The following is a 20,961-nucleotide window of genomic DNA, read 5'->3' on the forward strand; positions in this document are numbered from 1 at the left end:
AGCTTACACCGAGCCGGACGCCTTCTCGCGCCCTCCCTCGACTGACCTGCAGGCTCGCAGCGCAAGCGGCGGGCCCGCAGGCGCTGGCTCTTTGACAGGAAACCATCAACATACCCACGCCGTCGTCCCACGACCCGGCGTGACGGGTGGATTATCCTAAGCCTTGATCTTGTAGCCCGTCCGGAAGATCCACCAGACGGCGCTGAGGCAGATCAGCATGAACACGAGCGTCATGGCGAGGCTCAAGCCCACGCCCACGTCGGCGACGCCGTAGAAGCTCCAGCGGAAGCCGCTCACCAGATAGACTACCGGGTTGAACAGGGCGACCGTCTGCCAGAAGGGCGGCAGCATGTTGATCGAATAGAAGCTCCCGCCCAGGAAGGCGAGGGGCGTGACGATCATCAGCGGGACGACCTGCAGCTTCTGGAAGCTGTCGGCCCAGACGCCGATGATGAAGCCGAAGAGGCTGAAGGTGACGGAGGTCAGCACCAGGAAGGCGATCATCCAGACAGGGTGTTCGATGGAGAAATCCACGAAGAGCCGCGCCGTGATCAGGATGATGGTGCCGATGATCACCGACTTGGTGGCCGCCGCCCCCACATAGCCGATCACGGTCTCCAGTGCGGAGATCGGGGCCGAGAGGAGCTCGTAGATCGTGCCGGAGAATTTCGGCATGTAGATGCCGAACGAGGCATTCGAGATGCTCTCCGTCAGGATCGAGAGCATGATCAGCCCCGGCACGATGAAGGCGCCGTAGCTCACGCCGTCGATATTGGCCATGCGCGAGCCGATGGCGGAGCCGAAGACGATGAAGTAGAGCGAGGTCGAAATCACCGGCGAGGCGATGCTCTGCATCAGCGTGCGCCAGGTGCGTGCCATCTCGAAGAGATAGATGGCCTTGATGCCGTAAAGGTTCATGGACGCCCCCTGACCAAGCTGACGAAGATCTCCTCGAGGGAGGATTCCGACGTCTGAAGATCCTTGAAGTCGATGCCGTGCTCGTTCAGGCGGCGCAGTAGGCCCGCGATGCCCGTTTCCTGCGTCTGCGTGTCGAACGTGTAGACGAGCTGGCTGCCGTCCGGGGACAGTTGCAGGCTGTCGGATTGCAGCTCGGGCGGGAGGCCCGCGAGCGGGCTCTGCAGGTGCAGGGTGAGCTGTTTCTTGCCGAGCTTCCGCATCAGGACAGTCTTGTCCTCGACCAGGATGATCTCGCCCTTGCGGATCACCCCGATCCGGTCGGCCATCTCCTCGGCCTCCTCGATATAGTGGGTGGTCAGGATGATGGTGACGCCGCTCTCCCTCAAGGAACGGACCATGTTCCACATGTCCTGCCGCAGCTCCACGTCGACCCCGGCGGTCGGCTCGTCGAGGAAGAGGATCTTGGGCTCGTGCGACAGGGCCTTGGCGATCAGAACCCGGCGCTTCATGCCGCCCGAGAGGGTCATGATCTTGCTGTCCCGCTTCTCCCACAGGGAGAGGTCCTTCAGGATCTTTTCGAGATAGGCGGGATTGGGCGGCTTGCCGAAGAGGCCCCGGCTGAACGTTACCGTCGCCCACACGCTCTCGAACGCATCGGTGGTGAGTTCCTGCGGCACGAGGCCGATCTTGGTGCGCGCCGCCCGGTAGTCGCGGAGGATGTCGTGCCCGTCGGCCGTGACGGTGCCCGTGCTCGGATTGACGATCCCGCAGATGATGCTGATCAGGGTCGTCTTGCCGGCGCCGTTGGGCCCGAGCAGCGCGAATATCTCACCCCGGCGGATGTCCAGGTCGACCGTCTTGAGGGCCTGGAAGCCCGATGCGTAGGTCTTGCTGAGGCCGGAGATGGAAATGATCGGATCGGAAGCACCCGCGGGCCGGGACATTTCAGGAGAATCGAGCGGTTTCATGCCGGGGTGATAGCATGACGGAAGGCGGGGCGGAATGGATCACCGCCGAGGCTTCCTTGTCGCTGCCGGCCGCGCGCCGGTAACCCCGATCCGAGGAGCCCAGCCCTCCGCGAAATCGAAATGGCCGGCACAGGGCCGGCCATGACGTAGCGGGTGCGTTCGCGGAGCGTATCAGTTCTGCGCGTGCGGAACCGGGATGATGTTGGGGGCGATCACGCGCACGGTCTTCTTCTGGCCGTTGCCCGCGACGACCTCCTGCTTCGAGCCCTCGCCCTGGCCGACCACGGCGTTGGTCTCGATGGATTGCGGGCCGATGCCGGCCGATTCCTTGCTGGCCGTCGGGGCGGCGGCGGCGATCTCCGCTGCTTCCTTGGTCTCCTCGTCGGCCTTCTTGTCGGCGGCCTTGCGGGCGGCCTGCACCTTGGGACGGGAGAGCTCCTCGGCCTTCTCGGCCGTGACGATCAGGTCGCCCTTGCGCTGCTCCAGCATGCTTTCGGCCTTGCGCAGGACCACGGCCCAGCTCTCGCCCTGCTTCTTGCAGGCGCAGCTCTCGTCGAAGGTCTTGCGGAACTTGAAGGCGTTCGGCAGCGACGTATAGGGCTGGTTCGACGACAGCGAGGCCGCCCGGTTGAGGCCCTGATCGCCGCCCGGATAGGCGTAGGCGAGGGTTTCCGTGCCGGGGCACAGGGACTGGCACATCTCGTTGGCGCTCTGCCCGCCGCCCGGTGGCGTGGTCAGCGGGAAGAACGACCCGTCACAGGTCTTCACGCAGATCAGGCGTCCGCCGCCCATGGAGTGGGGGGCGTCCTCGGCAATGATCGGCTGCCCCTCGGGCATGATTTCCTGCTGCTGTGGCTGGCGCGGGGCGCCGAACAGCGATTCGAAGAAGCCCCGGGGCTGGTCGGTGGAGCAGGTCTGCTGGACCGCGACCTGCAGCTGCCGCCGACGTGCCTCGATCTGGCCCTGGTCGACGGCCTGCGAGGCGAGACGGGCATAGCCGGCCTCGAGCTGGCGGATCTGCTGGGCGATGGGGCCGCATTCGGCCGGCGCCGGACCCGACAGGAAGCCGAGCGGGCCGCGTTCGCAGCCGATGTTGCGGTAATAGCCGACGAGGCGGTTGATCTCCATCCGCTGGGCCTGCATCTGGCCGGTCGGCGCACTCCCGCCGGTGCGGTCCAGGGCCGCGAGTTCGGCCTGGAAGCGCTGGCACTGCGCCGACTGGGCATAGGCCGCCTGGCCGGCGGCCAGGAAGGCCGTCACGGCGATGAGGGAGCGGAAAAAAGATATCTTTGCCATTGAGCTGATCGCAGAACCGGTCCGTTGCGGCATCGAATGCCTGGGTCAGGCAGGTCATGTGCCGCTGGAATTTGACCCTATTGTGATTAACGCCTTGCCCCCTTCGAGGGAAGCTGTCTAGCCTTGACCGGAACAGCGACACCGAAAAGTGATCCCGCATGTACTCCCATACGACGATCGGAGCAAATGACCTCACCCGGGCGAGAACCTTCTACGATGCGGTCCTGGCTCCCCTGGGGCTCGAAGTGCGCTTTTCGGACGAGAACATCGTGGGCTGGGGCCTGCCCGGCGGACGGCCGCAGTTCCTGGTCGTGCGCCCGTTCGACGGTCGCGCTCCGAGCCCGGGCAACGGATCGATGATCGCGCTGCTGGCCTCGAAGCGCAGCCTCGTCGATGCCTGCCATGGGGCCGCCCTGGAGCTGGGCGGAACGGACGAGGGAGCTCCGGGGCTGCGGCCGCAATATCATGACAACTATTACGGGGCTTATTTCCGCGACCTCGACGGCAACAAGATCTGCGTCGTCAGCCATCATCGGGAATAAGCCCTCGTCAAAGGCCAAGGCCATCCCCACATGACAGCGTAACCGTGGGAGATGACTGGTAAGATGCTTGCGCGAATTGCTTTGATCCTGGCCGTGACGATGGCTGCCGTGACGGGCGCCGCCGCCCAGGAGCCTGACCTGATCTTCAAGAAGTCCACGGTCTGGCGGGCGCTCACTCCGGACGACAAGCTCGCCGTCTACGGGCTCGACGACCCCATGGTGGAGGGCGTCGCCTGCCACTACACGACCCCGGAACGCGGCGGCATTTCCGGCACCTTCGGCGTGGCCGAGGAGGTCTCCGACATCTCCCTGTCCTGCCGGCAGGTGGGACCGGTGAAGTTCAAGCAGAAGTTCGGCCAGGGCGACGTGGTGTTCAGCGAGCGCCGGTCCCTGATCTTCAAGAAGATGCAGATCGTCCGCGGCTGCGACGCCAAGCGCAACACCCTGGTCTACATGGTCTATTCCGACCGCCCCATCGAGGGCTCGCCCAAGAACTCCACCTCGACTGTCCCGCTGATGCCCTGGGGCACGGAAGCTCCGCCGAAATGCGGGGAGTGGCTGAAGTAGTCAGGCGCCGCCTCGACAAGGCTGAGCGTCGCCGATCGCCGTCATGCAGAACCATCGCCAAGCAGCAGCCTCGCGGCCGTCACCCACATGATGAGTCCGATGGCGACGTCCAGAATCCGCCATGTGACGGGCCGGGCAAAGAACGGCTTCAGGAGGCGGGCGCCGAACCCGAGAGAGAAGAAGAACGCGAAGGACGCCAGCATGGCGCCCGCGGCGAAGGCTCCCTTGTGCTGCTCGAACTGAGTCGAGATCGAGCCGATCAGGACGACCGTGTCCAGGTAGACGTGCGGGTTGAGCCAGGTGAAGGCGAGGCAGGTGAGGACGACCCGGCCGAGGCTTTCCGGAGCGGCCTCGGAGGGGCGCAAGGAGGCTGTCCCGAACGCGGCCATGAAGCTGCGCGCACCGTAGACAAGCAGGAAGGCGGCGCCTCCATAGAGCAGGATTGTTTCGGCCCAGGGCACCCTTGCACTGAACTGCGCGAAGCCGGAGACTCCGGCCCATATGAGGACGGCATCCGACAGGGCGCAGGTCAGGCAGACGGCAAAGACATGTTCGCCGCGCAGTCCGATCCGCAGGACGAAGGCGTTCTGCGCTCCAATGGGAAGAATGAGGCTGAGGCCGAGCAGGAAGCCGGCGAGAAGGGTTGAGATCATGTCGATGGTCCGAGAGGGAGTCGACGTCTCATAAACCCGGTCGTAGGATTAGTGCAGTTAAACCAATTCAGTCCGAATTAGAAAAATTAATCCGATGCTGGATTATGGTCTCCTTGCCGCCCTTGCGGCTGTCGTGCGCACGGGCAGCTTCGAGCGGGCCGCGGACCAGCTCAACATCACGCCATCGGCCGTCTCTCAGAGGATCAAGCTTCTGGAGGAGCGAATCGGAGCCATTCTGGTGGTGCGGGGCCAGCCCTGCACGGCGACGGAGGCGGGTCAGCGGCTGTGCCAGCATGTGGAACTGGTTGCGCTTCTCGAGAGCTCCCTGCGTCAGAACCTGCCCGGGTTCCAGCCCGAGGGCCGCCCGGTCACCCTGCGCATCGCCGTCAACGCGGACAGCCTCGCCACCTGGTTCGTTCCGGCCATGGCAGAGACTTCAGGGTTCCTCTTCGACCTCGTGGTGGACGATCAGGACCACAGCGCCGAGTGGCTGAGGCGAGGGGAGGTCGTGGCCGCCGTGACCTCGCACGGCAAGCCGGTTCAGGGATGCGACAGCTACCCTTTGGGCACTTTGCGGTATCTCGCGACGGCCAGCCCGTCCTTCGTGGGCCGATGGCTGCCGGATGGGCTGAATGAGCATTCGGCGGCACATGCGCCGTGTCTCGTCTTCAACCGGAAGGACCGGCTCCAGGCGCTCTGGCTCCGGCGGGCCCTCGGCGCCGACGTCACGCCACCGGTCCACTGGCTGCCGTCGTCGCAGGCTTTCGTCGATGCCGCCCTGGCGGGTCTGGGATGGGGAATGAACCCGGAATCGATGGTTCAGGAGCATATCCGGGCCGGTCGCCTGGTGGCTTTGGAACCGTCGGATCCGCTGGAGGTGCCCCTGTTCTGGCAGCAGAGCCGAATCGTCGGTCCGCTGCTGGGAGATCTGACCCGGGCGGTCGTCGCGACTGCCCGGACCATGCTGTCTCCGATGCCGCCTTAGTTGGAGCAGGTCACGGAAACCGGGCGCTCCTCGGGGGCGAGGGCGGCCTTCTGGATGGCGCCCGTCACCTCGTCAGGGGCGATCTGGCGGTACGACACCGCCTTGACGTAGCCATGTGCCTCGCACCAAGCGGTTGCCACAACTTGGCCACATGCCTGGTTTGAAATCAGGCATTCCGCGACGCCGTAGCCGTCGGCGGCTGGGACCATGAAGGTCGCTTGGGTCGACGAGGCCTTGGTGCCATTGGGGAGCAGCGTCAGGGACGCGGCTGCAAGAAACACAACACTACCCATTCCGAGCATGGTGAATGCGCGGCGCATCGAAGACCTCATTGTTTGAACTCGGGCTATTATGCCACGAGTGTGCGTGAACAAAGCTCTAACGCGCTTTGCCGGAACCCGTTTCATGCGGCCGTGCAAATAAAACATGCTTACCAAATCGGAAACCTTGACGTCCCAGGGGCGAAAAGGCATTGATGGCTTCATGAACACGGCAACGATCCTCATTTCCGGGATTATTTGCGGCTAGCGCATTTCGCTGGCTGGAGCCGTCTCGTTCTCATTCCAAGATCGAAACCACCCTCCGGCCTGCGGCCTGACAGGGATTTGGTTTCATGGCGGCAAGCTTGAGGCTCTACAACACGCTGACCCGGTCGAAGGACGCTTTCGTCCCGATCGATCCCGCAAACGTGCGCCTCTACGTCTGCGGGCCCACGGTCTACGACTACGCCCACATCGGCAATGCCCGCCCGATCATCGTCTTCGACCTTCTCTTCCGTCTGCTCAGATATGTTTACGGTAAGGAAGCCGTGACGTATGTGCGCAATATCACCGATGTGGACGACAAGATTAACGCCCGCGCGGCCCGGGATTACCCGGGCCTGCCCCATAACGAGGCGATCCGCGTCGTCACGCAGAAGACGGAGGAGCAGTTCCACGCCGATATCCGGGCGCTGGGCGTGCTCATGCCCGAGGACGTGAACGAGGCGGCCAGGGCTCCCCGCTTCGTCGAGCCCCGAGCCACCGAGCACATCGCCGAGATGCGCATGATCATCGAGCGGCTGATCGCCCGTGGGGCGGCCTATGTGGCCGAGGAGCACGTGCTCTTCTCCGTTGCCGCCATGGAGAAGCTGCCGAACGTGCCGCGATACGGCGCCTTCTCGAAGCGCTCCCTGGACGAGCTCCTCTCCGGCGCCCGCGTGGATGTGGCGCCCTACAAGCGCGACCCGATGGATTTCGTGCTCTGGAAGCCTTCGGGCCCGCAGGACCCCGCCTGGCCGTCGCCCGCCGGCATCGAGACGCCCGGACGTCCCGGCTGGCACATCGAGTGCTCGGCCATGGCGTGGAAGCACCTGGTTCAGGCTTTCGAGACGCGGCTGTCGTGCTCCGACCCGACGGAGCGCGAGATCTTCGACATCCATGGCGGCGGCATCGATCTCGTCTTCCCGCACCATGAGAACGAGATCGCCCAGAGCTGCTGCGCCTTCGACACCCCGCGCATGGCCAATGTGTGGATGCACAACGGCTTCCTGCAGGTGGAAGGGGAGAAGATGTCGAAGTCTCTCGGCAACTTCTTCACCATCAACGAACTCCTGCAGGATTGGCCCGGCGAGGTGCTGCGCTTCAACATGCTGCGCACCCATTATCGCCAGCCCATCGACTGGACGGTGAAAGGGCTCGAGGAAAGCCAGAAGACCCTCGATCGCTGGTACGAGTTCGCGGGCCGGGGCGAGAGCGCATATCTGTCCGATCACATCGTCGATGCCCTCGCGGATGATCTCAACACCCCGAAGATGCTGGCGGAGCTTCATGCCCTCGACGGGCAGGGGGCCCACGAGGAGCTCGGCGCGAATCTCCGCGCGCTCGGTTTCCTGCTTGAAGGGGCCGAGGCCTGGAAGGCCCGCAAGCAGGCTTCGCTCAGCGTCGACCCCGCACAGGTCGAGGCCCTGATCGCCGCCCGCAAGGACGCCCGCGCAGCGAAGAACTGGGCCGAGTCCGACCGCATCCGCGACGAGCTTGCGGCGCTCAACGTGGTCGTGAAGGACAACAAGGACGGCACGACCACCTGGGAGGTGGCGCGGTGAACGTCATGACTTTCTCGCCCGTCATCACCGGTCTTGTGCCGGTGATCCCGACCCGAGGGGCGGGGCGTTCTTTCAATCGGGAGGGCCGGGTCAAGCCCGGCCATGACATGCGTGAAACGTGCTGCACAGTCAAAGCAGGAAGGGCGCGCTGATGGGACAGGCCATGCCGAAACCGGGACTTCGTCCCTTCCTGCCGGCGGACCTGCCGGTCCTCGTCGACATCTACGAGGAGAGCATCGCGGAGCTGACGGGCGAGGATTACAGCGAGAGCCAGCAGGAAGCCTGGATCGCGCGCGCCGAGGACGATGCGTTCGCCCAGAGGCTGACGCAGAGCCTCACGCTGATCGCGACCGTGGAAGGCTCCCCGGTCGGCTTCATCGCGCTCAAGGACAACGAGCTGATCGACCTGTTCTACGTGCATCCCGCCGCGGCCGGGCAGGGGATCGGCACGATGCTCTACGATGCCGTCGAGAAGCTCGCCGGCGCGCGGGGCGCCCCGCGTCTCGTTGCGGAGGTCAGCGACAACGCGCTGCCGTTCTTCCAGAAGCAGGGCTTCCAGCCGCAGCGCCGCAACACGATGCCGCTCGGCGACGAATGGCTCGCCACCACGACCATGGAAAAGCGCCTGGCGCCGCAGGAAGACAGGAAATTGTCGTCATGAGCCGCGAACGCATCACCCTCTTCGACACGACCCTGCGCGACGGGGCGCAGACCACGGGCGTCGATTTCTCCCTCGACGACAAGAAGGCGATTGCCGCTCTGCTCGACAGGCTCGGGATCGATTACGTGGAGGGCGGCTATCCGGGGGCGAACCCGCTCGATACGACCTTCTTTGCGGAGAAGCGCACGAAGAATGCGAAGTTCACCGCCTTCGGCATGACCAAGCGGGCGGGGCGTTCCGTCTCGAATGACCCTGGCGTCGCGGCCCTGCTCGAGGCGCATGCCGACGCGATCTGTTTCGTGGCGAAATCCTGGGACTATCATGTGCGCGTGGCCCTCGAGACCTCGCTGGAGGAAAACCTCGCCGGCATTCACGAGAGCGTCGAAGCGGCTCGCGCCAGGGGCCGCGAGGTCCTCGTCGATTGCGAGCATTTCTTCGACGGTTACAAGGCCAATCCCGATTACGCCCTGTCCTGCGTGAAGACGGCCTATGAGGCCGGCGCGCGCTGGGTCGTGCTCTGCGACACCAACGGCGGGACGCTGCCTCGCGAGGTGAGCGCGATCGTCGCGGCGGTGACGTCGGTCGTGCCGGGCGCGCATATCGGCATCCATGCCCATGACGATTGCGGCTGCGCGGTGGCGAATTCCCTAGCCGCCGTGGAAGCGGGCGCGCGCCACATCCAGGGCACGCTCAACGGCCTCGGCGAGCGCTGCGGCAATGCCAATCTCATTACGCTCATCGGCGCGCTGAAGCTGAAGGACAGTTATGCATCCCGTTTCGATCTTGGCGTGACGGACGAGGCCCTCAGCGGGCTCACCCATGTCTCGCGGCAGGTGGACGAGATCCTCAACCGGCAGCCGAACCGCCATGCGCCCTTCGTGGGCGCCAGCGCCTTCGCCACGAAGGCCGGCATTCATGCCTCGGCCGTGCTGAAGGATCCGCACACCTACGAGCACGTGGAGCCGGAAGTCGTCGGCAATGCGCGAAAGGTTCTGGTGTCGGACCAGGGCGGCCAATCGAACATTCTCGCCGAGTTGAAGCGCTGCGGCTTCGAACTCGAAAAAGGCGATCCGCGCATCGCGCGCGTGCTGGACGAGGTGAAGCGGAAGGAGGCGCAGGGCTTTGCTTTCGAAGGTGCGGATGCGTCGTTCTACGTGCTCGTCAAGCGCATGCTCGGCGAAGTCCCCGCCTTCTTCGACGTGGAGCGTTTCTCGGTCAACGTGGAGCGCCGGTTCAACGCTGTCGGCGAACTCGTCACCGCGTCGGAAGCCATCGTGAAGGTTCGAGTGGGCGACGAAGTGCTGATCTCCGCCGCAGAAGGCAACGGCCCTGTCAACGCGCTGGATGTCGCGCTGCGCAAGGATCTCGGCAAGTACCAGCACCTGATCCAGGATCTGGAGCTGGTGGACTACAAGGTCCGCATCTACCAGGGCGGCTCGGATGCGGTGACGCGCGTGCTCATCGAATTCACGGACGGCTCCGGCGAGCGTTGGACCACGATCGGCGTGTCGGCCAACATCATCGATGCCTCGTTCCAGGCGTTGACGGACTCGATGGTCTACAAGCTGTTGAGGAGCAAGGCATCGTTATGACGGTGGGGAGCTTGGCGAAGCTCCCGCCCTTGTCTTCAGCGGCAAACGTGCCGACGGCCGTCGCTTCCCATGAATGTGTTCGAGCCCGGATCGTAGGTCCGGAAGCGCTGGGTGCAATAGGCCGCGTGCGCTTGCGCCGGTCCTGCTTGCGGCGTCGTCCCTGCGACGCTGCCGGTCGTCATCGGGGCCGCGCCACCCGGAACATCGGGGTCATACGGGTTCATGGTGGTTGTCGGGCCGGACTTCCCGAATTGGTCCCGATGGTTGCAGTAATAGGTCAAGGCATCTTGATTGGTCGTACAGTCAAGGTTCACGTCCTGGGCTTGGGCTGAAGATACGTACCCGGATACGAGGCCGCAGGCCGCAATAAGCAAGAGGGACTTCTTCATGAACATCTCCTGTTGATGTGGTCGGAGACTGTTGCCACGCGAGGAGTATGCTCTGCGAGTTTGGTTCAAATGCGAGGGCGGAAATCACATTTGCGATATTCGTTCCCCACGAATCTCTTTAAGAGCCAGCCTGATCTTTCACTTTCCGTCACTTGTCTCTGAAGGCGCGAAACACAGGCCGTCGTTCTTCCCGCGGGAATTTCCATGAACATCTCGATCCTGCTGCCGCTCTTCGGCATCCTTATCGGCGGCGTATTCCTTGCCTCCCAGGCCCCGATCAACGCCGCCCTGGCTCGGTCTCTCGGCGATCCGATCCTGGCCGCCTGCATCTCGTTCGGGATCGGCTTCGTCGTCCTGGCGGTGGTCAGCGCCGCCAGAGGCTCATGGCCGTCCGGCAGCGCCATGGCCTCGGCGCCCTGGTGGTCCTGGCTCGGCGGTTTCCTGGGCGCGTTCTATGTCGCCGTCGTGATCTGGGGCGTGCCCCAGCTCGGCGTGGTCAGCACGGTGGCGGCCCTCGTCTTCGGCCAGGTGGCGGCTGCGCTGGTCCTCGACGCGGTAGGTGCTTTCGGCCTTCCCATTCAGGCGATCACCTGGCAAAGGCTCGTTGCGGCGGGCATGATCCTGGGCGGGCTCGTGCTGTCGCGCACAAGCTAGAGCATAAAAAGAGATATAATCGCGAATCTGCAGAATGCCCGTGCTGGTATTCGCCCACTTCGTTCGGAAACCATCCGCAGAGGATGGCGGGGTTGTTCGATGCTCAAGGTCTTCGTTCTATCAGCCCTTCTCCTTCGCGCCGGGGTCCAGGTTTCTTGTGCAGACGAGGAGACATCGGACCCTCCGCTGTGCCCGAACTGGTCAGTGAACGTGGAGAATGACCTGGTGCTGTGGCAGGCCCTTGAGGTGGCCCATCCCTCTGCGAAGGTGGATTACAATCGGGAAGGATCGAACCTTCCGCCCTGCGTTTCTCCTTACACGCTTTTGTCCTACGATACGTTCATGGTCCTGCTCCTGCTCGCCGGGGAGCCTGGAGAAGCGTGCCACGGATGTGGCGCGTCTGTGAGCGCCGTCTTTCTGCAGCGCGATGGAAGCAGATTGAAACTTGCTGGACGGCATGACGGCTTTACCGAAGCCGGCACGTTCGGAGACCTGATGTCGATCAATCCGTTGCGCCTTGGGTCTCATGACGGGATCATGGTCGAGGGCGGAGGCACATTCCAAGGCTACAGCTCCAGCGTCCTGACTCCCTTTCTGATCCTGAACGGTCGCATGAAGCCCATCGGTCCGGAAAACGGGATTTCCTCCGGCGACTCCGATTGCGGCGCGCGTGACGGCCCGTGCCGGGATGTCGCTGCGTACTGGCGGACGCAGGGCGGGCGGCTCATCGTGCGCTACGTCGGCAAGCGTGCGAACCGCTCCAGGATCAACGGGTCCGTGGTCTACGAACTCAGGAAGGGGATGCTGGTCCGTGTTTCAGGACATAAGCTGGCCGCCGACATCGAAGGGAGCCGCCCCTAAAACCGGGACTCGATGACGTCCTCGTTGCTGACGACGCCGACCCGCCTCGCGGCGTTCTCGAGCATGGGAATGACCTCTTCCACCCGCTCGGCCACCAGATAATTGAGTTCGAGGCCCGGGCGGATGAAGCCCTGCTCGCGCATATGGGCGATCAGGGTGAGCAGAGGCTTCCAGAAGCCCTTGGTGCTCAGCATCAGGATCGGCTTCGTATGCTGGCCGAGCTGAGACCAGGTCATCTGCTCGACGAGCTCTTCGAGGGTCCCGATGCCACCGGGCAGGGCCACGAAGGCATCGGCCTTCTCGAACATCAAGCGCTTGCGGGTGTGCATGTCCGGCACGACGATGGTTTCCTGGACATCGTCGAGCAGCTTCTCGCGGGACTTGAGAAAGTCAGGGATGATCCCTGTGACATAACCGCCGTGGTCGAGCACGGATTGGGCCACCGTGCCCATGAGGCCCACATTCCCGCCGCCATAGACGAGATTGATGCCCTGCTCGGCCATCGAGCGGCCCAATACGGCCGCATTCTCGGCGAAAACGGGATCATCTCCGAAACCGGAGCCGCAATAAACGCAAATGGATTTGATCGGTCTGATAGATGACATGTCTATTCTGGAGAGGCGGGGAGCCTCCCGCGCTGAGTCGTGACGCATTAATTGTCCTTTATGGCCGTAGCCTTTTGAAAGATAAACGGTTTAAATGCACGAAAGTGCCGCGTTCGAGAAAAGCACCATGGCGGAACCGAAGGAAATAAAAGGTACAATTGCGTTGCTCGGCGTCGCTTCTGCAGCCGTTGTCGCAGTTCTTCTCGGGGTGCTTTACTGGTCCTGGACCGGGCGGTCGGATTCTCCTCAGGCGGCCATGCCGGCCCAGCAATCCCCCGCATTCCAGGCATCTCCCGGCCAGCAGGCTGCGGCCAAGCCGCCCGTTCCGGGCGAGACTCCTGCCACGAAGCCCAAGGATGGACCGGTCGCGCCCTCCTTCGATCTCGTGCGGGTCGAGCCGGATGGCGAGAGCGTGATCGCGGGGCGCGCTGCCCCTGGGGCCACCATCGAGCTGCTGCGAGGCGATCAGGTTCACGCCCGCGCCGCGGCCGACGCCTCGGGGCTTTTCGCCATCGTGCCGCCGCCCCTGCCGCCGGGGTCTCATCTGGTGGCGCTGCAATCCATCGCGCCGGACGGCACCCGCCAGCGCTCGGCTCAGAGCGTGACGGTCGTCATCACCGATGCCAAGACGCGGCCGCTCGTCACCCTGACAGCTCCGGACAAGCCGACGGTGATTCTGTCCAACCCCGAACCGCCGGCAAAGGTGGCCGAGGAGCCCAAGCCTGAAGCGAAGACGGCCGAAGCTCCTGCGGCCGCGCCGCAACCCGATCAACCGGCGCCGCAGCAGCAGGCCAGCGTTGCGCCGGCTGCGCCCGCGCCACCGGCGGCTATCGGACAGCCGGCTCCGCGGCCCGAGATCAAGATCGTGACCGTCGAGGCTGAGGAGGGGAAGCTCTTCGTGTCCGGCCAGTCGGCCCCGGGCGCGACCGTGCGCCTTTACCTCAACGAAAGCTTCATCGCTCCGGGCGGCGCCGGTGGCGACGGCAAGGTCTCCTTCGCGATCGGCAGCGGCGTGAAGCCCGGCGATTACCGGATCCGGCTCGACGACGTGGATCCGGTCTCCGGGCAGGTCCGGTCACGGGCGGAAGTCGGCTTCAACGTGCCGGTCCAAGTGGCTTCGGGCCAGCCTCAGGCCCCGGCACCGGCCCAGCCGTCCGCCCGGACGCAGCCCTCGCGCGAGGTGGCTTCCGCCCTGCCTGACGGCCAGATAGCCGGCATCGGCACGGTCGTGGTCCCGAACATCAACACCACCATCGTGTCGCGGGGCGACAACCTCTGGCGCATCAGCCAGAGGATCTACGGCAAGGGCCTGCGCTATACGGTCATTTACGGTGCGAACCAGGAGCAGATCAGGAATCCCAACCTGATCTATCCCGGGCAGGTTTTCGTCCTGCCGGGCGATCAGGGCCCGAACAGCAACTGAAGCTTCCTTGCAGGCTACATAAGCTGGAACAATGACAGACTCGGGGTGAATTCATCCTGATGATCGCCTATATCGGGTCCGACATTTCGATTGGATTCTCGCGTATGCCCCCCTCCACCGCCGTCCCGACGACGAGCGCTGCTGCGCCAAAGCCTAGCGGCTTGGCGGCCACCTGGACGAAACTCTGGCCCTATCTCTGGCCCCACGGCAGGCCCGATCTCCAGCGACGGGTCTTCCTGGCCTTCGGCCTCCTCCTGGTGGCGAAGGGCGTCACCATGGTCACGCCGTTCGCCTTCAAATGGGCGACGGACGCTCTCGTGGCGGTGACGGGCAGCGCCGGCCAGGGGGCCGAGGCGGCCGCCACCTCGGGCTCCTGGCTCTGGAAGGCGCCGATCCTGCTGACCGCGATCTATGGCGTCACGCGCATCCTCATGGCGGTGCTGACCCAGATGCGCGACGGTCTCTTCGCCAAGGTCGCCATGCACGCGGTGCGCAATCTCGCGTTGCAGGCCTTCGAGCACATGCACCGACTGTCCCTGCGCTTCCACCTGGAGCGCAAGACCGGCGGCCTGACCCGCGTCCTGGAGCGCGGCCGCGAGGGCATCGAGGAGCTGTCGCGCCTCGTGGTGCTCACCCTCGTCCCGACGATCCTCGAATTCATCCTCGTGCTGGGATTGCTCGCCTGGGAGTTCAACTGGATCTATTCCGCCGTCGTCTTCGTGATGGTCGTCGTCTATCTCGCCTATACCTACAAGGCGACCCAGTGGCGTATCTCGATCCGCAAGCAGATGAACGATTCCGACACGGATGCGAACACCAAGGCGGTCGACTCCCTTCTCAACTACGAAACGGTGAAGTATTTCGGCGCCGAGCAGCGGGAGACCGCCCGCTACGACCGCTCCATGGAGCGCTACGAGAAGGCCTCCACCCAGACCTATACGTCGCTTGCCGTGCTCAATGCCGGCCAGGCCGTGATCTTCTCCATCGGCATGGCCATCGTCATGGTTCTTGCGGCGCGGGACATCATGGCGGGACGCGCCTCCATCGGCAGCTTCGTCCTCGTCAACGCCATGCTGGTGCAGCTCTATATCCCGCTGAACTTCATGGGCATGCTCTATCGTGAGATCAAACAGGCCCTCATCGACATCGACGACATGTTCGCGATCATCGAGCGCAATCCCGAAATCCAGGACAAACCCAGTGCCAAGCCGCTCCAGGTGGCCGAGGGCGTCGTGCGCTTCGAGGACGTGCACTTCTCCTACATTCCCGAGCGTCCCATCCTGAAAGGCGTGAGCTTCGAGGTGCCGGCGGGCCATACGGTGGCGATCGTCGGTCCTTCGGGCGCGGGCAAATCGACCATCTCTCGCCTCCTGTTCCGCTTCTACGAGCCCACCAGCGGGCGCATCCTCATCGACGGTCAGAACGTCGCCGAGGTCCAGCAGGCCTCCTTGCGGAAGGTCATCGGCATGGTTCCGCAGGACACGGTGCTGTTCAACGACACCATCGGGTACAACATCCAGTACGGTCGCTGGGATGCGACCCCGGAGGAGGTGAGGGAGGCCGCACGGCTTGCCCAGATCGATCGCTTCATCGGGCTGCTTCCGGAAGGCTACGACACGCCCGTGGGCGAGCGCGGCCTGAAGCTTTCAGGGGGCGAGAAGCAGCGCGTGGCCATCGCCCGCACGATCCTCAAAGCTCCTCCGATCCTGGTGCTCGACGAGGCGACCTCGGCCCTCGACACCTTCACGGAAAAGGAAATCCAGGACGCCCTCGACCGCGTCAGCCGGGGGCGGACCACCCTGGTGATCGCTCACCGGTTGTCCACAGTCATCGGAGCCGACGAGATCATCGTTCTCGACCAGGGCCGGGTGGTCGAGCGAGGCGACCATGCGAGCCTCCTGAGCCATGGCGGGGTCTATGCCGCCATGTGGAACCGCCAGCGCGAGGCGGATCAGGCCCGCGAAACCCTCAAGCGGACCGAGGAGGAAGAGCGCAGCCCCGAGAGCGTGGCAGGTTGACAAAAAGCTCTTTCGCCTGCCATCCCCCCAGACGAATGCTCTTAAGGCTTGAGAAACGATGACCGATATCCTGGAATCGATGCGCCGCATCTTCGTGCCGATCCACAAGGAGGGCTATCCCTTCATCCTGATCGCGCTGTTTGCGACGATCGTTCTGGCGTGGCTCTGGTCGCCGCTGGGCTGGATCGGTGCGATCCTGACCGTATGGGTCTGCTACTTCTTCCGCGATCCTCCGCGCGTGACGCCGATCCGGGAGGGGCTCGTGGTTTCCCCGGCCGACGGCAGGGTAAACCTCATCACGACCGCCGTGCCGCCGGCCGAACTCGACCTGCCGCCCGAGCCGATGACCCGCATCTCGGTCTTCATGAACGTGTTCGACTGCCACGTGAACCGCTCGCCGGTCACGGGCCGGATCTTGCAGATCCTCTATACGCCGGGCCTCTTCCTCAACGCGGAGCTGGACAAGGCGAGCGAGGACAACGAGCGCAATGCCCTCGTGATCGAGACGGCGGGCACCAAGGTCGGCGTGGTGCAGATCGCTGGCCTCGTGGCCCGGCGCATCGTGTCCTTCGTGAAGGTCGGTGAGCATCTGAGCACCGGCGAACGCTTCGGCCTGATCCGGTTCGGCTCGCGCCTCGACATTTTCGTGCCCCTCAACGCCCAGGTTCTCGTGGGCCTCGGACAGACGGCCGTGGCCGGCGAGACGGTCCTGGCCGACCTGACCGCCAACGAGCCTGCGCGCCAGTACCGCGTGGGCTGATGCTCCCTGTCGCCCGCCGGGGAGAATGCCTTCCCGGTGAGGCCTTGGGATGGAACCGTCCACGGGGTTCGGGCTTCTCTCATCACGCGCAAACGGCCCAGCTCTGCTTGCGGCTCGGGCTGGCTGCTCTAGCATAGGGCCCAAAAGTGGCCTCCACTTTTGGGATGAAATCCTACGCTTTTCTCTTGATGAGCGCATTGTTCTGCGCGGGAAACCGGATCCATTTTTCCCGCACGATGCGCTAGGTTGGTGCCATGAGTGACCTTTTCCCACCCTTCGCTCCGGACCCGAACGAGCCGCGCAAGCGGCTCTTCAAGCCGGTTCCTTTCCGGATGATCGCCCCCAACATCATCACCCTGATCGCCCTTTGCCTGGGGCTCTGGGCGATCCGGCTGGCCTTCGACGGGCAGTACGAGCGGGCGGTCGTGGCGGTGATCGTGGCTGCCTTCCTGGACGGGGTCGATGGCCGGATCGCCCGCCTGCTGAAGGGGACGTCCCGATTCGGCGCCGAGCTCGATTCCCTGGCCGACTTCCTGAATTTCGGCGTCACCCCGGCTTTGATCATCTACAGTTTCGTCCTGCACGAGCTGGGACGGGTAGGGTGGATCGGCTCCATCGTGCTCGCCATCGCGGCGGCCCTTCGCCTGGCGCGGTTCAACGTCATGATCGACGATCCGAACCGGCCTGAATGGAAGAAGAACTTCTTCGTCGGCATGGCGGCGCCGATGGGGGCCATGTGCGCCCTGCTGCCGCTCTATCTCTCGTTCCTCGGCATCCCCATTCAGGAATCCTCCGTCGGCCCCATCGTCCTTGTCTACGTGGTCGGTGTCGCCTTCCTCATGGTTTCGACCATCCCGACCTATTCGGGAAAGACCATGGGCAAGTATGTGCCGCGCCAGTGGGTCCTGCCGATCTTCGTTCTGTCCGTCGCTGCATTCGGCCTTCTCATCAGCTTCCCTTGGGAGATGCTGAGTCTGATCACGGTCGCCTTCCTGGCGACGATCCCGATCAGCGTCATGCGGTACCGCAAGCTGGACCGGCAGGATGGCTCAGGCGTTGCCGCGGCCGGATCGTCCCCGTCCGGCGTCGAGCCGCCTCCCGTCGCTTAGCTGACTTGATTCAAGTCCGCCCGGTGCCATGTTGCACCCAGCGTAGCCGTTTGCGTTTATGAGGATCCTGCGGATCCCGGATCGTGGAGAGAAAAGTTGGCGTCTTCTTCCGACGTGTCGAACCCCAGCGGGCGTCCGAAGCTCGTGCTCGCCTCCGCCTCGCCGCGCAGGCTTGGCCTCCTGCAGCAGGCCGGCATCGAGCCCTATGCCCTCTTGCCCGCGGATGTGGATGAGACGCCCTTGAAGAACGAGGGCGCCAAGGATCTGGCCAAGCGCCTTGCCCGCTCGAAGGCGGAGGTGGCAAGGAAGGTCGCCCGGGTCCGCGACGACCTGAAGGACGCCTATATCCTATCCGCCGACACCGTCGTGGTGGTCGGCAAGCGGATCCTGCCCAAGGCGGAGCTCGTGGACGAGGCGGCGGCCTGCCTGAGGCTCCTCTCGGGCCGCGCCCACCGGGTCTATACCTCCGTGTGCCTGATTACGCCTAAGGATTCCGTTCGCGAGCGGCTGGTGGAAACCCGGGTCCGCTTCAAGCGCCTCTCCCGCGACGAGTTCGAGCGCTATCTCGCCTCCGGCGATTGGCGCGGCAAGGCCGGCGGCTACGCCATCCAGGGGCTCGCGGGCACCTTCGTGATCAAGCTGGTCGGGTCCTACTCCAACGTCGTGGGCCTGCCCCTCTATGAAGCGGCGGCCCTGCTCGACGGAGAGGGCTATCCCGTCCGCTCCAGCTGGCTCGACGCGGCCTGAGCCCGTCCCTTCGAGGTGAGAGCTGCCTTGCGCGGGAGCGCCCAGGCATCGGGCCCAAAGCGAAGTCCGCTTGGGATCCAATCCGGTGCCTGCTTCTTTAATGAGAGCATCGGGCCGAGCGGAAAGCCGGACCTATTTTTCAAAAGAGCATCGAACGCAAAAGTGGGAACCGGTTTTGCGTGGAAAGATGCGTCAAACCCGAAAGTGAGAGCGTCGGACGTGAGTTCGATTTCACGTCCGATGCTTGTCTTATGATTTTCCTGTCCTGATCGAGCAAGATGAGGACACCGCCAGCGAGACGCGAGCTCGCTGGCGGTGGGAGGGGACGGGTCGTTCCGATGCAGACCGGTGCGGGTCGAGCTAGAGTCGGACCGCCCCTCTCTTTTCCTCGTGGCCTGAACGGATACCCGGGCGTGATGGCCCGTATGACAAGCCAAGGACGCGGAAAAGATGCATCATCCTATACCACAGACCGCCGGCATCGACATTGCCAAAGATCAGCTCGATGTTTGTCTCTATCCCGATGGAGCCACGCGCCGCTTCCCCAACGACGCCAAGGGTCATCGCGCCCTCATCGCCTGGCTGGCCGCGTACTCCATTCAGCGCGTGGTCTTCGAGCCAACCGGCGCGTATCACCGCGTGCTGGAGCGCAGCCTTGCCAGTGCCGACCTGCCGCTGGCGAAGATCAATCCCCGCCACGCCCGCCGCTTCGCCCAAGCCTTAGGTCAGCTTGCCAAAACCGATCGGCTCGATGCGGCGCTGCTGGCACGCTTTGGAGCTCTGCTCGAGCCTCCGACCCGGCCTGTGCTCAGCCCCACGCTGGAGGCCATGAAGGAACTGTTGGTCGCCCGCCAGGCCTTGATCAAGGATCGCACCGCTGCTCTCAACCGGCAGAAGGTGGTCGGCTCTCCCTTGTTGCGGCGTCAGCTCGAACAGCGGCTGCGCCAAGTTGCCCGCCACCTGGCTGCGATCGACGCCCAGCTTCACAGCTTGTGTCTGGGTGATGCGGATCTCACCCCGCGCCTGGCGATTCTCATGAGCATTCCTGGCATTGCTCAAGCCACTGCCTTGAGCCTGCTCGTCGAGATGCCTGAACTCGGCAGCCTCGATCAGAGCCAGGTGGCCAGCCTCGCCGGCTTGGCTCCGGTGGCGCGCGACAGCGGGGCTTCCCGCGGGCGCCGCACGATCCGGGGCGGCCGCGCCCATCTGCGTCAGGCGCTGTACATGCCGGCGCTGGTTGCGGCCCGCTTCAACCCGGATCTGAAAGCTAAGTACCAAGCCCTACGCGCGGCGGGCAAGCCGGTGAAAGTCGCCCTGACGGCCATCATGCGAAAGCTCATCATCCTGGCCAATGCGCTCTTGCGAGATCAGCGAAACTGGTCTCCAAAACCCGCTTGATCAATACGGATACTCTAGCTTGGCCCCTCGGGTCACTGACGTGGCCCATGGGGTCTGCACGATGTTCCGGCAATCCCGTTGCCGTTCAGCAGGAAAGGAGGCGTGCCATGAACGCCGCCAATGAGAACAAGCCGCTTGCGTCCGCCGGCAAATGCCCGATCTGCGGAAAGCCCGCCCAGCCGGATTACCGGCCCTTCTGCTCGAAACGCTGCGCCGATGTGGATCTGAACCGCTGGCTGTCCGGCAGCTACGCGATTCCGGCTGTCGAGAGCGAGGAGGACGACCGCGACGAGGACGATAGGGAAGCCTGAAATAATTTCCCCGAATTTTTGTCATCCGAACCGCTGGACATGCGGCTCAGGTCTGACTATACACCCCTCCACGACGCGCACGGCTTCGCCGCGCATCGGATGCCCAGGTAGCTCAGTTGGTAGAGCATGCGACTGAAAATCGCAGTGTCGGTGGTTCGATTCCGCCCCTGGGCACCACTTATCTTGCTGAAAATATTTAGTTTTTCAGTGCCCCAGTCGGAGGGTCGAAGTTGTTTGTCCCCTCTGGGCGCGCGCCCGGGGCACAACATCTCATCATGCTCGCAATAGCTTAGGCCACCCTTTAAGTAGCCGAAGAGGCGAACGGAGCCGCAACTTGGATCCTCTTGGGAAACGCCTGCAATCAGGCGTTTTGCCTGCATCCGGGTATACACTCTACGATATGTTGATTGTAGAAAGCTCG

General features: G+C 64.1%; 22 protein-coding genes and 1 tRNA gene. 16 read left to right on the plus strand and 7 right to left on the minus strand.

Going from position 1 to position 20,961, the window contains the following annotated elements:
* Nucleotides 1-156: 156 nt before the first annotated feature.
* The 3 genes from U0023_RS16385 to U0023_RS16395 form a co-directional block, all read right to left on the minus strand.
* Entirely contained in the window at nt 157-918 is a 762-nt protein-coding gene (locus tag U0023_RS16385) for an ABC transporter permease (RefSeq protein WP_009489251.1), read from the minus strand.
* Entirely contained in the window at nt 915-1,862 is a 948-nt protein-coding gene (locus U0023_RS16390; protein ID WP_040637950.1) for an ABC transporter ATP-binding protein, read from the minus strand. Before U0023_RS16390 ends, U0023_RS16385 begins: the two co-directional genes overlap by 4 nt.
* 195 nt (nt 1,863-2,057) lie before the next feature.
* Entirely contained in the window at nt 2,058-3,182 is a 1,125-nt protein-coding gene (locus U0023_RS16395; protein WP_052600431.1) for a DUF2865 domain-containing protein, read from the minus strand.
* 158 nt (nt 3,183-3,340) lie between these two features.
* On the opposite strand from U0023_RS16395, the gene U0023_RS16400 reads away from it, so the two are divergent.
* Together U0023_RS16400 and U0023_RS16405 are read left to right on the plus strand one after the other, a co-directional pair.
* Nucleotides 3,341-3,724, plus strand: a complete 384-nt coding sequence (locus tag U0023_RS16400) for a VOC family protein (protein ID WP_009489254.1) — start codon at nt 3,341-3,343, stop codon at nt 3,722-3,724.
* Nucleotides 3,725-3,787: 63 nt separating this feature from the next.
* Entirely contained in the window at nt 3,788-4,291 is a 504-nt protein-coding gene (locus U0023_RS16405; protein ID WP_009489255.1) for a CreA family protein, read from the plus strand.
* A 41-nt stretch (nt 4,292-4,332) separates the two neighbouring features.
* Here the strand turns inward: U0023_RS16405 and U0023_RS16410 are convergent, their stop codons facing one another.
* A complete protein-coding gene (locus tag U0023_RS16410) occupies nt 4,333-4,944 on the minus strand; it encodes a LysE/ArgO family amino acid transporter (protein WP_009489256.1) in 612 nt (203 codons plus the stop codon).
* A 94-nt stretch (nt 4,945-5,038) separates the two neighbouring features.
* Between U0023_RS16410 and U0023_RS16415 the strand changes: the two genes are divergently transcribed.
* Complete coding sequence (locus U0023_RS16415; protein WP_009489257.1) at nt 5,039-5,929, plus strand: LysR family transcriptional regulator ArgP; 891 nt, start codon at nt 5,039-5,041, stop codon at nt 5,927-5,929.
* Here the strand turns inward: U0023_RS16415 and U0023_RS16420 are convergent.
* Entirely contained in the window at nt 5,926-6,249 is a 324-nt protein-coding gene (locus U0023_RS16420) for a hypothetical protein (RefSeq protein ID WP_009489258.1), read from the minus strand. The genes U0023_RS16415 and U0023_RS16420 overlap by 4 nt on opposite strands.
* Nucleotides 6,250-6,542: 293 nt before the next feature.
* On the opposite strand from U0023_RS16420, the gene cysS reads away from it, so the two are divergent.
* The 3 genes from cysS (at nt 6,543) to cimA (ending at nt 10,265) form a co-directional block, all read left to right on the plus strand.
* Nucleotides 6,543-8,012, plus strand: coding sequence for a cysteine--tRNA ligase (cysS, locus tag U0023_RS16425; protein ID WP_009489259.1), 1,470 nt, complete (start codon nt 6,543-6,545; stop codon nt 8,010-8,012).
* Nucleotides 8,013-8,163: 151 nt separating this feature from the next.
* A complete protein-coding gene (locus U0023_RS16430) occupies nt 8,164-8,673 on the plus strand; it encodes a GNAT family N-acetyltransferase (RefSeq protein ID WP_009489260.1) in 510 nt (169 codons plus the stop codon).
* Nucleotides 8,670-10,265, plus strand: coding sequence for a citramalate synthase (gene cimA, locus U0023_RS16435; protein WP_009489261.1), 1,596 nt, complete (start codon nt 8,670-8,672; stop codon nt 10,263-10,265). Before U0023_RS16430 ends, cimA begins: the two co-directional genes overlap by 4 nt.
* 35 nt (nt 10,266-10,300) lie before the next feature.
* Here cimA and U0023_RS16440 read toward each other — a convergent pair whose 3' ends face one another.
* Nucleotides 10,301-10,654 (minus strand): BA14K family protein, encoded by a 354-nt coding sequence (locus tag U0023_RS16440; RefSeq protein WP_009489262.1) that lies wholly within the window; start codon nt 10,652-10,654, stop codon nt 10,301-10,303.
* Nucleotides 10,655-10,858: 204 nt separating this feature from the next.
* Here U0023_RS16440 and U0023_RS16445 point away from each other — a divergent pair, with 204 nt between their 5' ends.
* Both U0023_RS16445 and U0023_RS16450 read left to right on the plus strand, forming a co-directional pair.
* Nucleotides 10,859-11,308, plus strand: coding sequence for a DMT family transporter (locus U0023_RS16445; RefSeq protein ID WP_009489263.1), 450 nt, complete (start codon nt 10,859-10,861; stop codon nt 11,306-11,308).
* Nucleotides 11,309-11,512: 204 nt separating this feature from the next.
* Complete coding sequence (locus tag U0023_RS16450) at nt 11,513-12,169, plus strand: hypothetical protein (protein WP_052600432.1); 657 nt, start codon at nt 11,513-11,515, stop codon at nt 12,167-12,169.
* Here the strand turns inward: U0023_RS16450 and U0023_RS16455 are convergent.
* On the minus strand, nt 12,166-12,765 hold the full coding sequence (locus U0023_RS16455) for an LOG family protein (RefSeq protein WP_040637975.1): 600 nt from the start codon (nt 12,763-12,765) through the stop codon (nt 12,166-12,168). The two genes, U0023_RS16450 and U0023_RS16455, sit on opposite strands and share 4 nt — an antisense overlap.
* 136 nt (nt 12,766-12,901) lie before the next feature.
* Here U0023_RS16455 and U0023_RS16460 point away from each other — a divergent pair, with 136 nt between their 5' ends.
* The 8 genes from U0023_RS16460 to U0023_RS16495 all read left to right on the plus strand — a co-directional run bounded on the left by U0023_RS16460 (nt 12,902) and on the right by U0023_RS16495 (nt 20,717).
* Nucleotides 12,902-14,197 carry a LysM peptidoglycan-binding domain-containing protein gene (locus U0023_RS16460; RefSeq protein ID WP_009489267.1) on the plus strand — a complete coding sequence of 432 codons (1,296 nt, stop codon included), beginning with the start codon at nt 12,902-12,904 and terminating at the stop codon, nt 14,195-14,197.
* Between the two features lie 104 nt (nt 14,198-14,301).
* Nucleotides 14,302-16,215, plus strand: a complete 1,914-nt coding sequence (locus U0023_RS16465) for an ABCB family ABC transporter ATP-binding protein/permease (RefSeq protein WP_052600443.1) — start codon at nt 14,302-14,304, stop codon at nt 16,213-16,215.
* Nucleotides 16,216-16,273: 58 nt separating this feature from the next.
* Complete coding sequence (locus U0023_RS16470) at nt 16,274-16,975, plus strand: phosphatidylserine decarboxylase (protein ID WP_009489270.1); 702 nt, start codon at nt 16,274-16,276, stop codon at nt 16,973-16,975.
* 254 nt (nt 16,976-17,229) lie between these two features.
* The gene (locus U0023_RS16475; protein ID WP_009489276.1) at nt 17,230-18,084 is read left to right on the plus strand and encodes a CDP-alcohol phosphatidyltransferase family protein; all 855 of its coding nucleotides are present in this window, start codon (nt 17,230-17,232) and stop codon (nt 18,082-18,084) included.
* 96 nt (nt 18,085-18,180) lie between these two features.
* Nucleotides 18,181-18,831: a Maf-like protein gene (locus tag U0023_RS16480; RefSeq protein ID WP_009489279.1), complete on the plus strand. Its 651-nt coding sequence runs from the start codon at nt 18,181-18,183 to the stop codon at nt 18,829-18,831.
* A 450-nt stretch (nt 18,832-19,281) separates the two neighbouring features.
* Nucleotides 19,282-20,229 carry an IS110 family RNA-guided transposase gene (locus tag U0023_RS16485; protein ID WP_009489281.1) on the plus strand — a complete coding sequence of 316 codons (948 nt, stop codon included), beginning with the start codon at nt 19,282-19,284 and terminating at the stop codon, nt 20,227-20,229.
* A 107-nt stretch (nt 20,230-20,336) separates the two neighbouring features.
* Nucleotides 20,337-20,540 carry a DNA gyrase inhibitor YacG gene (gene yacG / locus U0023_RS16490; RefSeq protein WP_009489283.1) on the plus strand — a complete coding sequence of 68 codons (204 nt, stop codon included), beginning with the start codon at nt 20,337-20,339 and terminating at the stop codon, nt 20,538-20,540.
* A gap of 101 nt (nt 20,541-20,641) precedes the next feature.
* Nucleotides 20,642-20,717, plus strand: a tRNA-Phe gene (locus U0023_RS16495).
* The last annotated feature ends 244 nt before the right edge of the window (nt 20,718-20,961 follow it).

Origin of the sequence: Microvirga lotononidis (genome assembly GCF_034627025.1) — a bacterium.
In the GTDB taxonomy this organism is placed as follows: domain Bacteria; phylum Pseudomonadota; class Alphaproteobacteria; order Rhizobiales; family Beijerinckiaceae; genus Microvirga; species Microvirga lotononidis.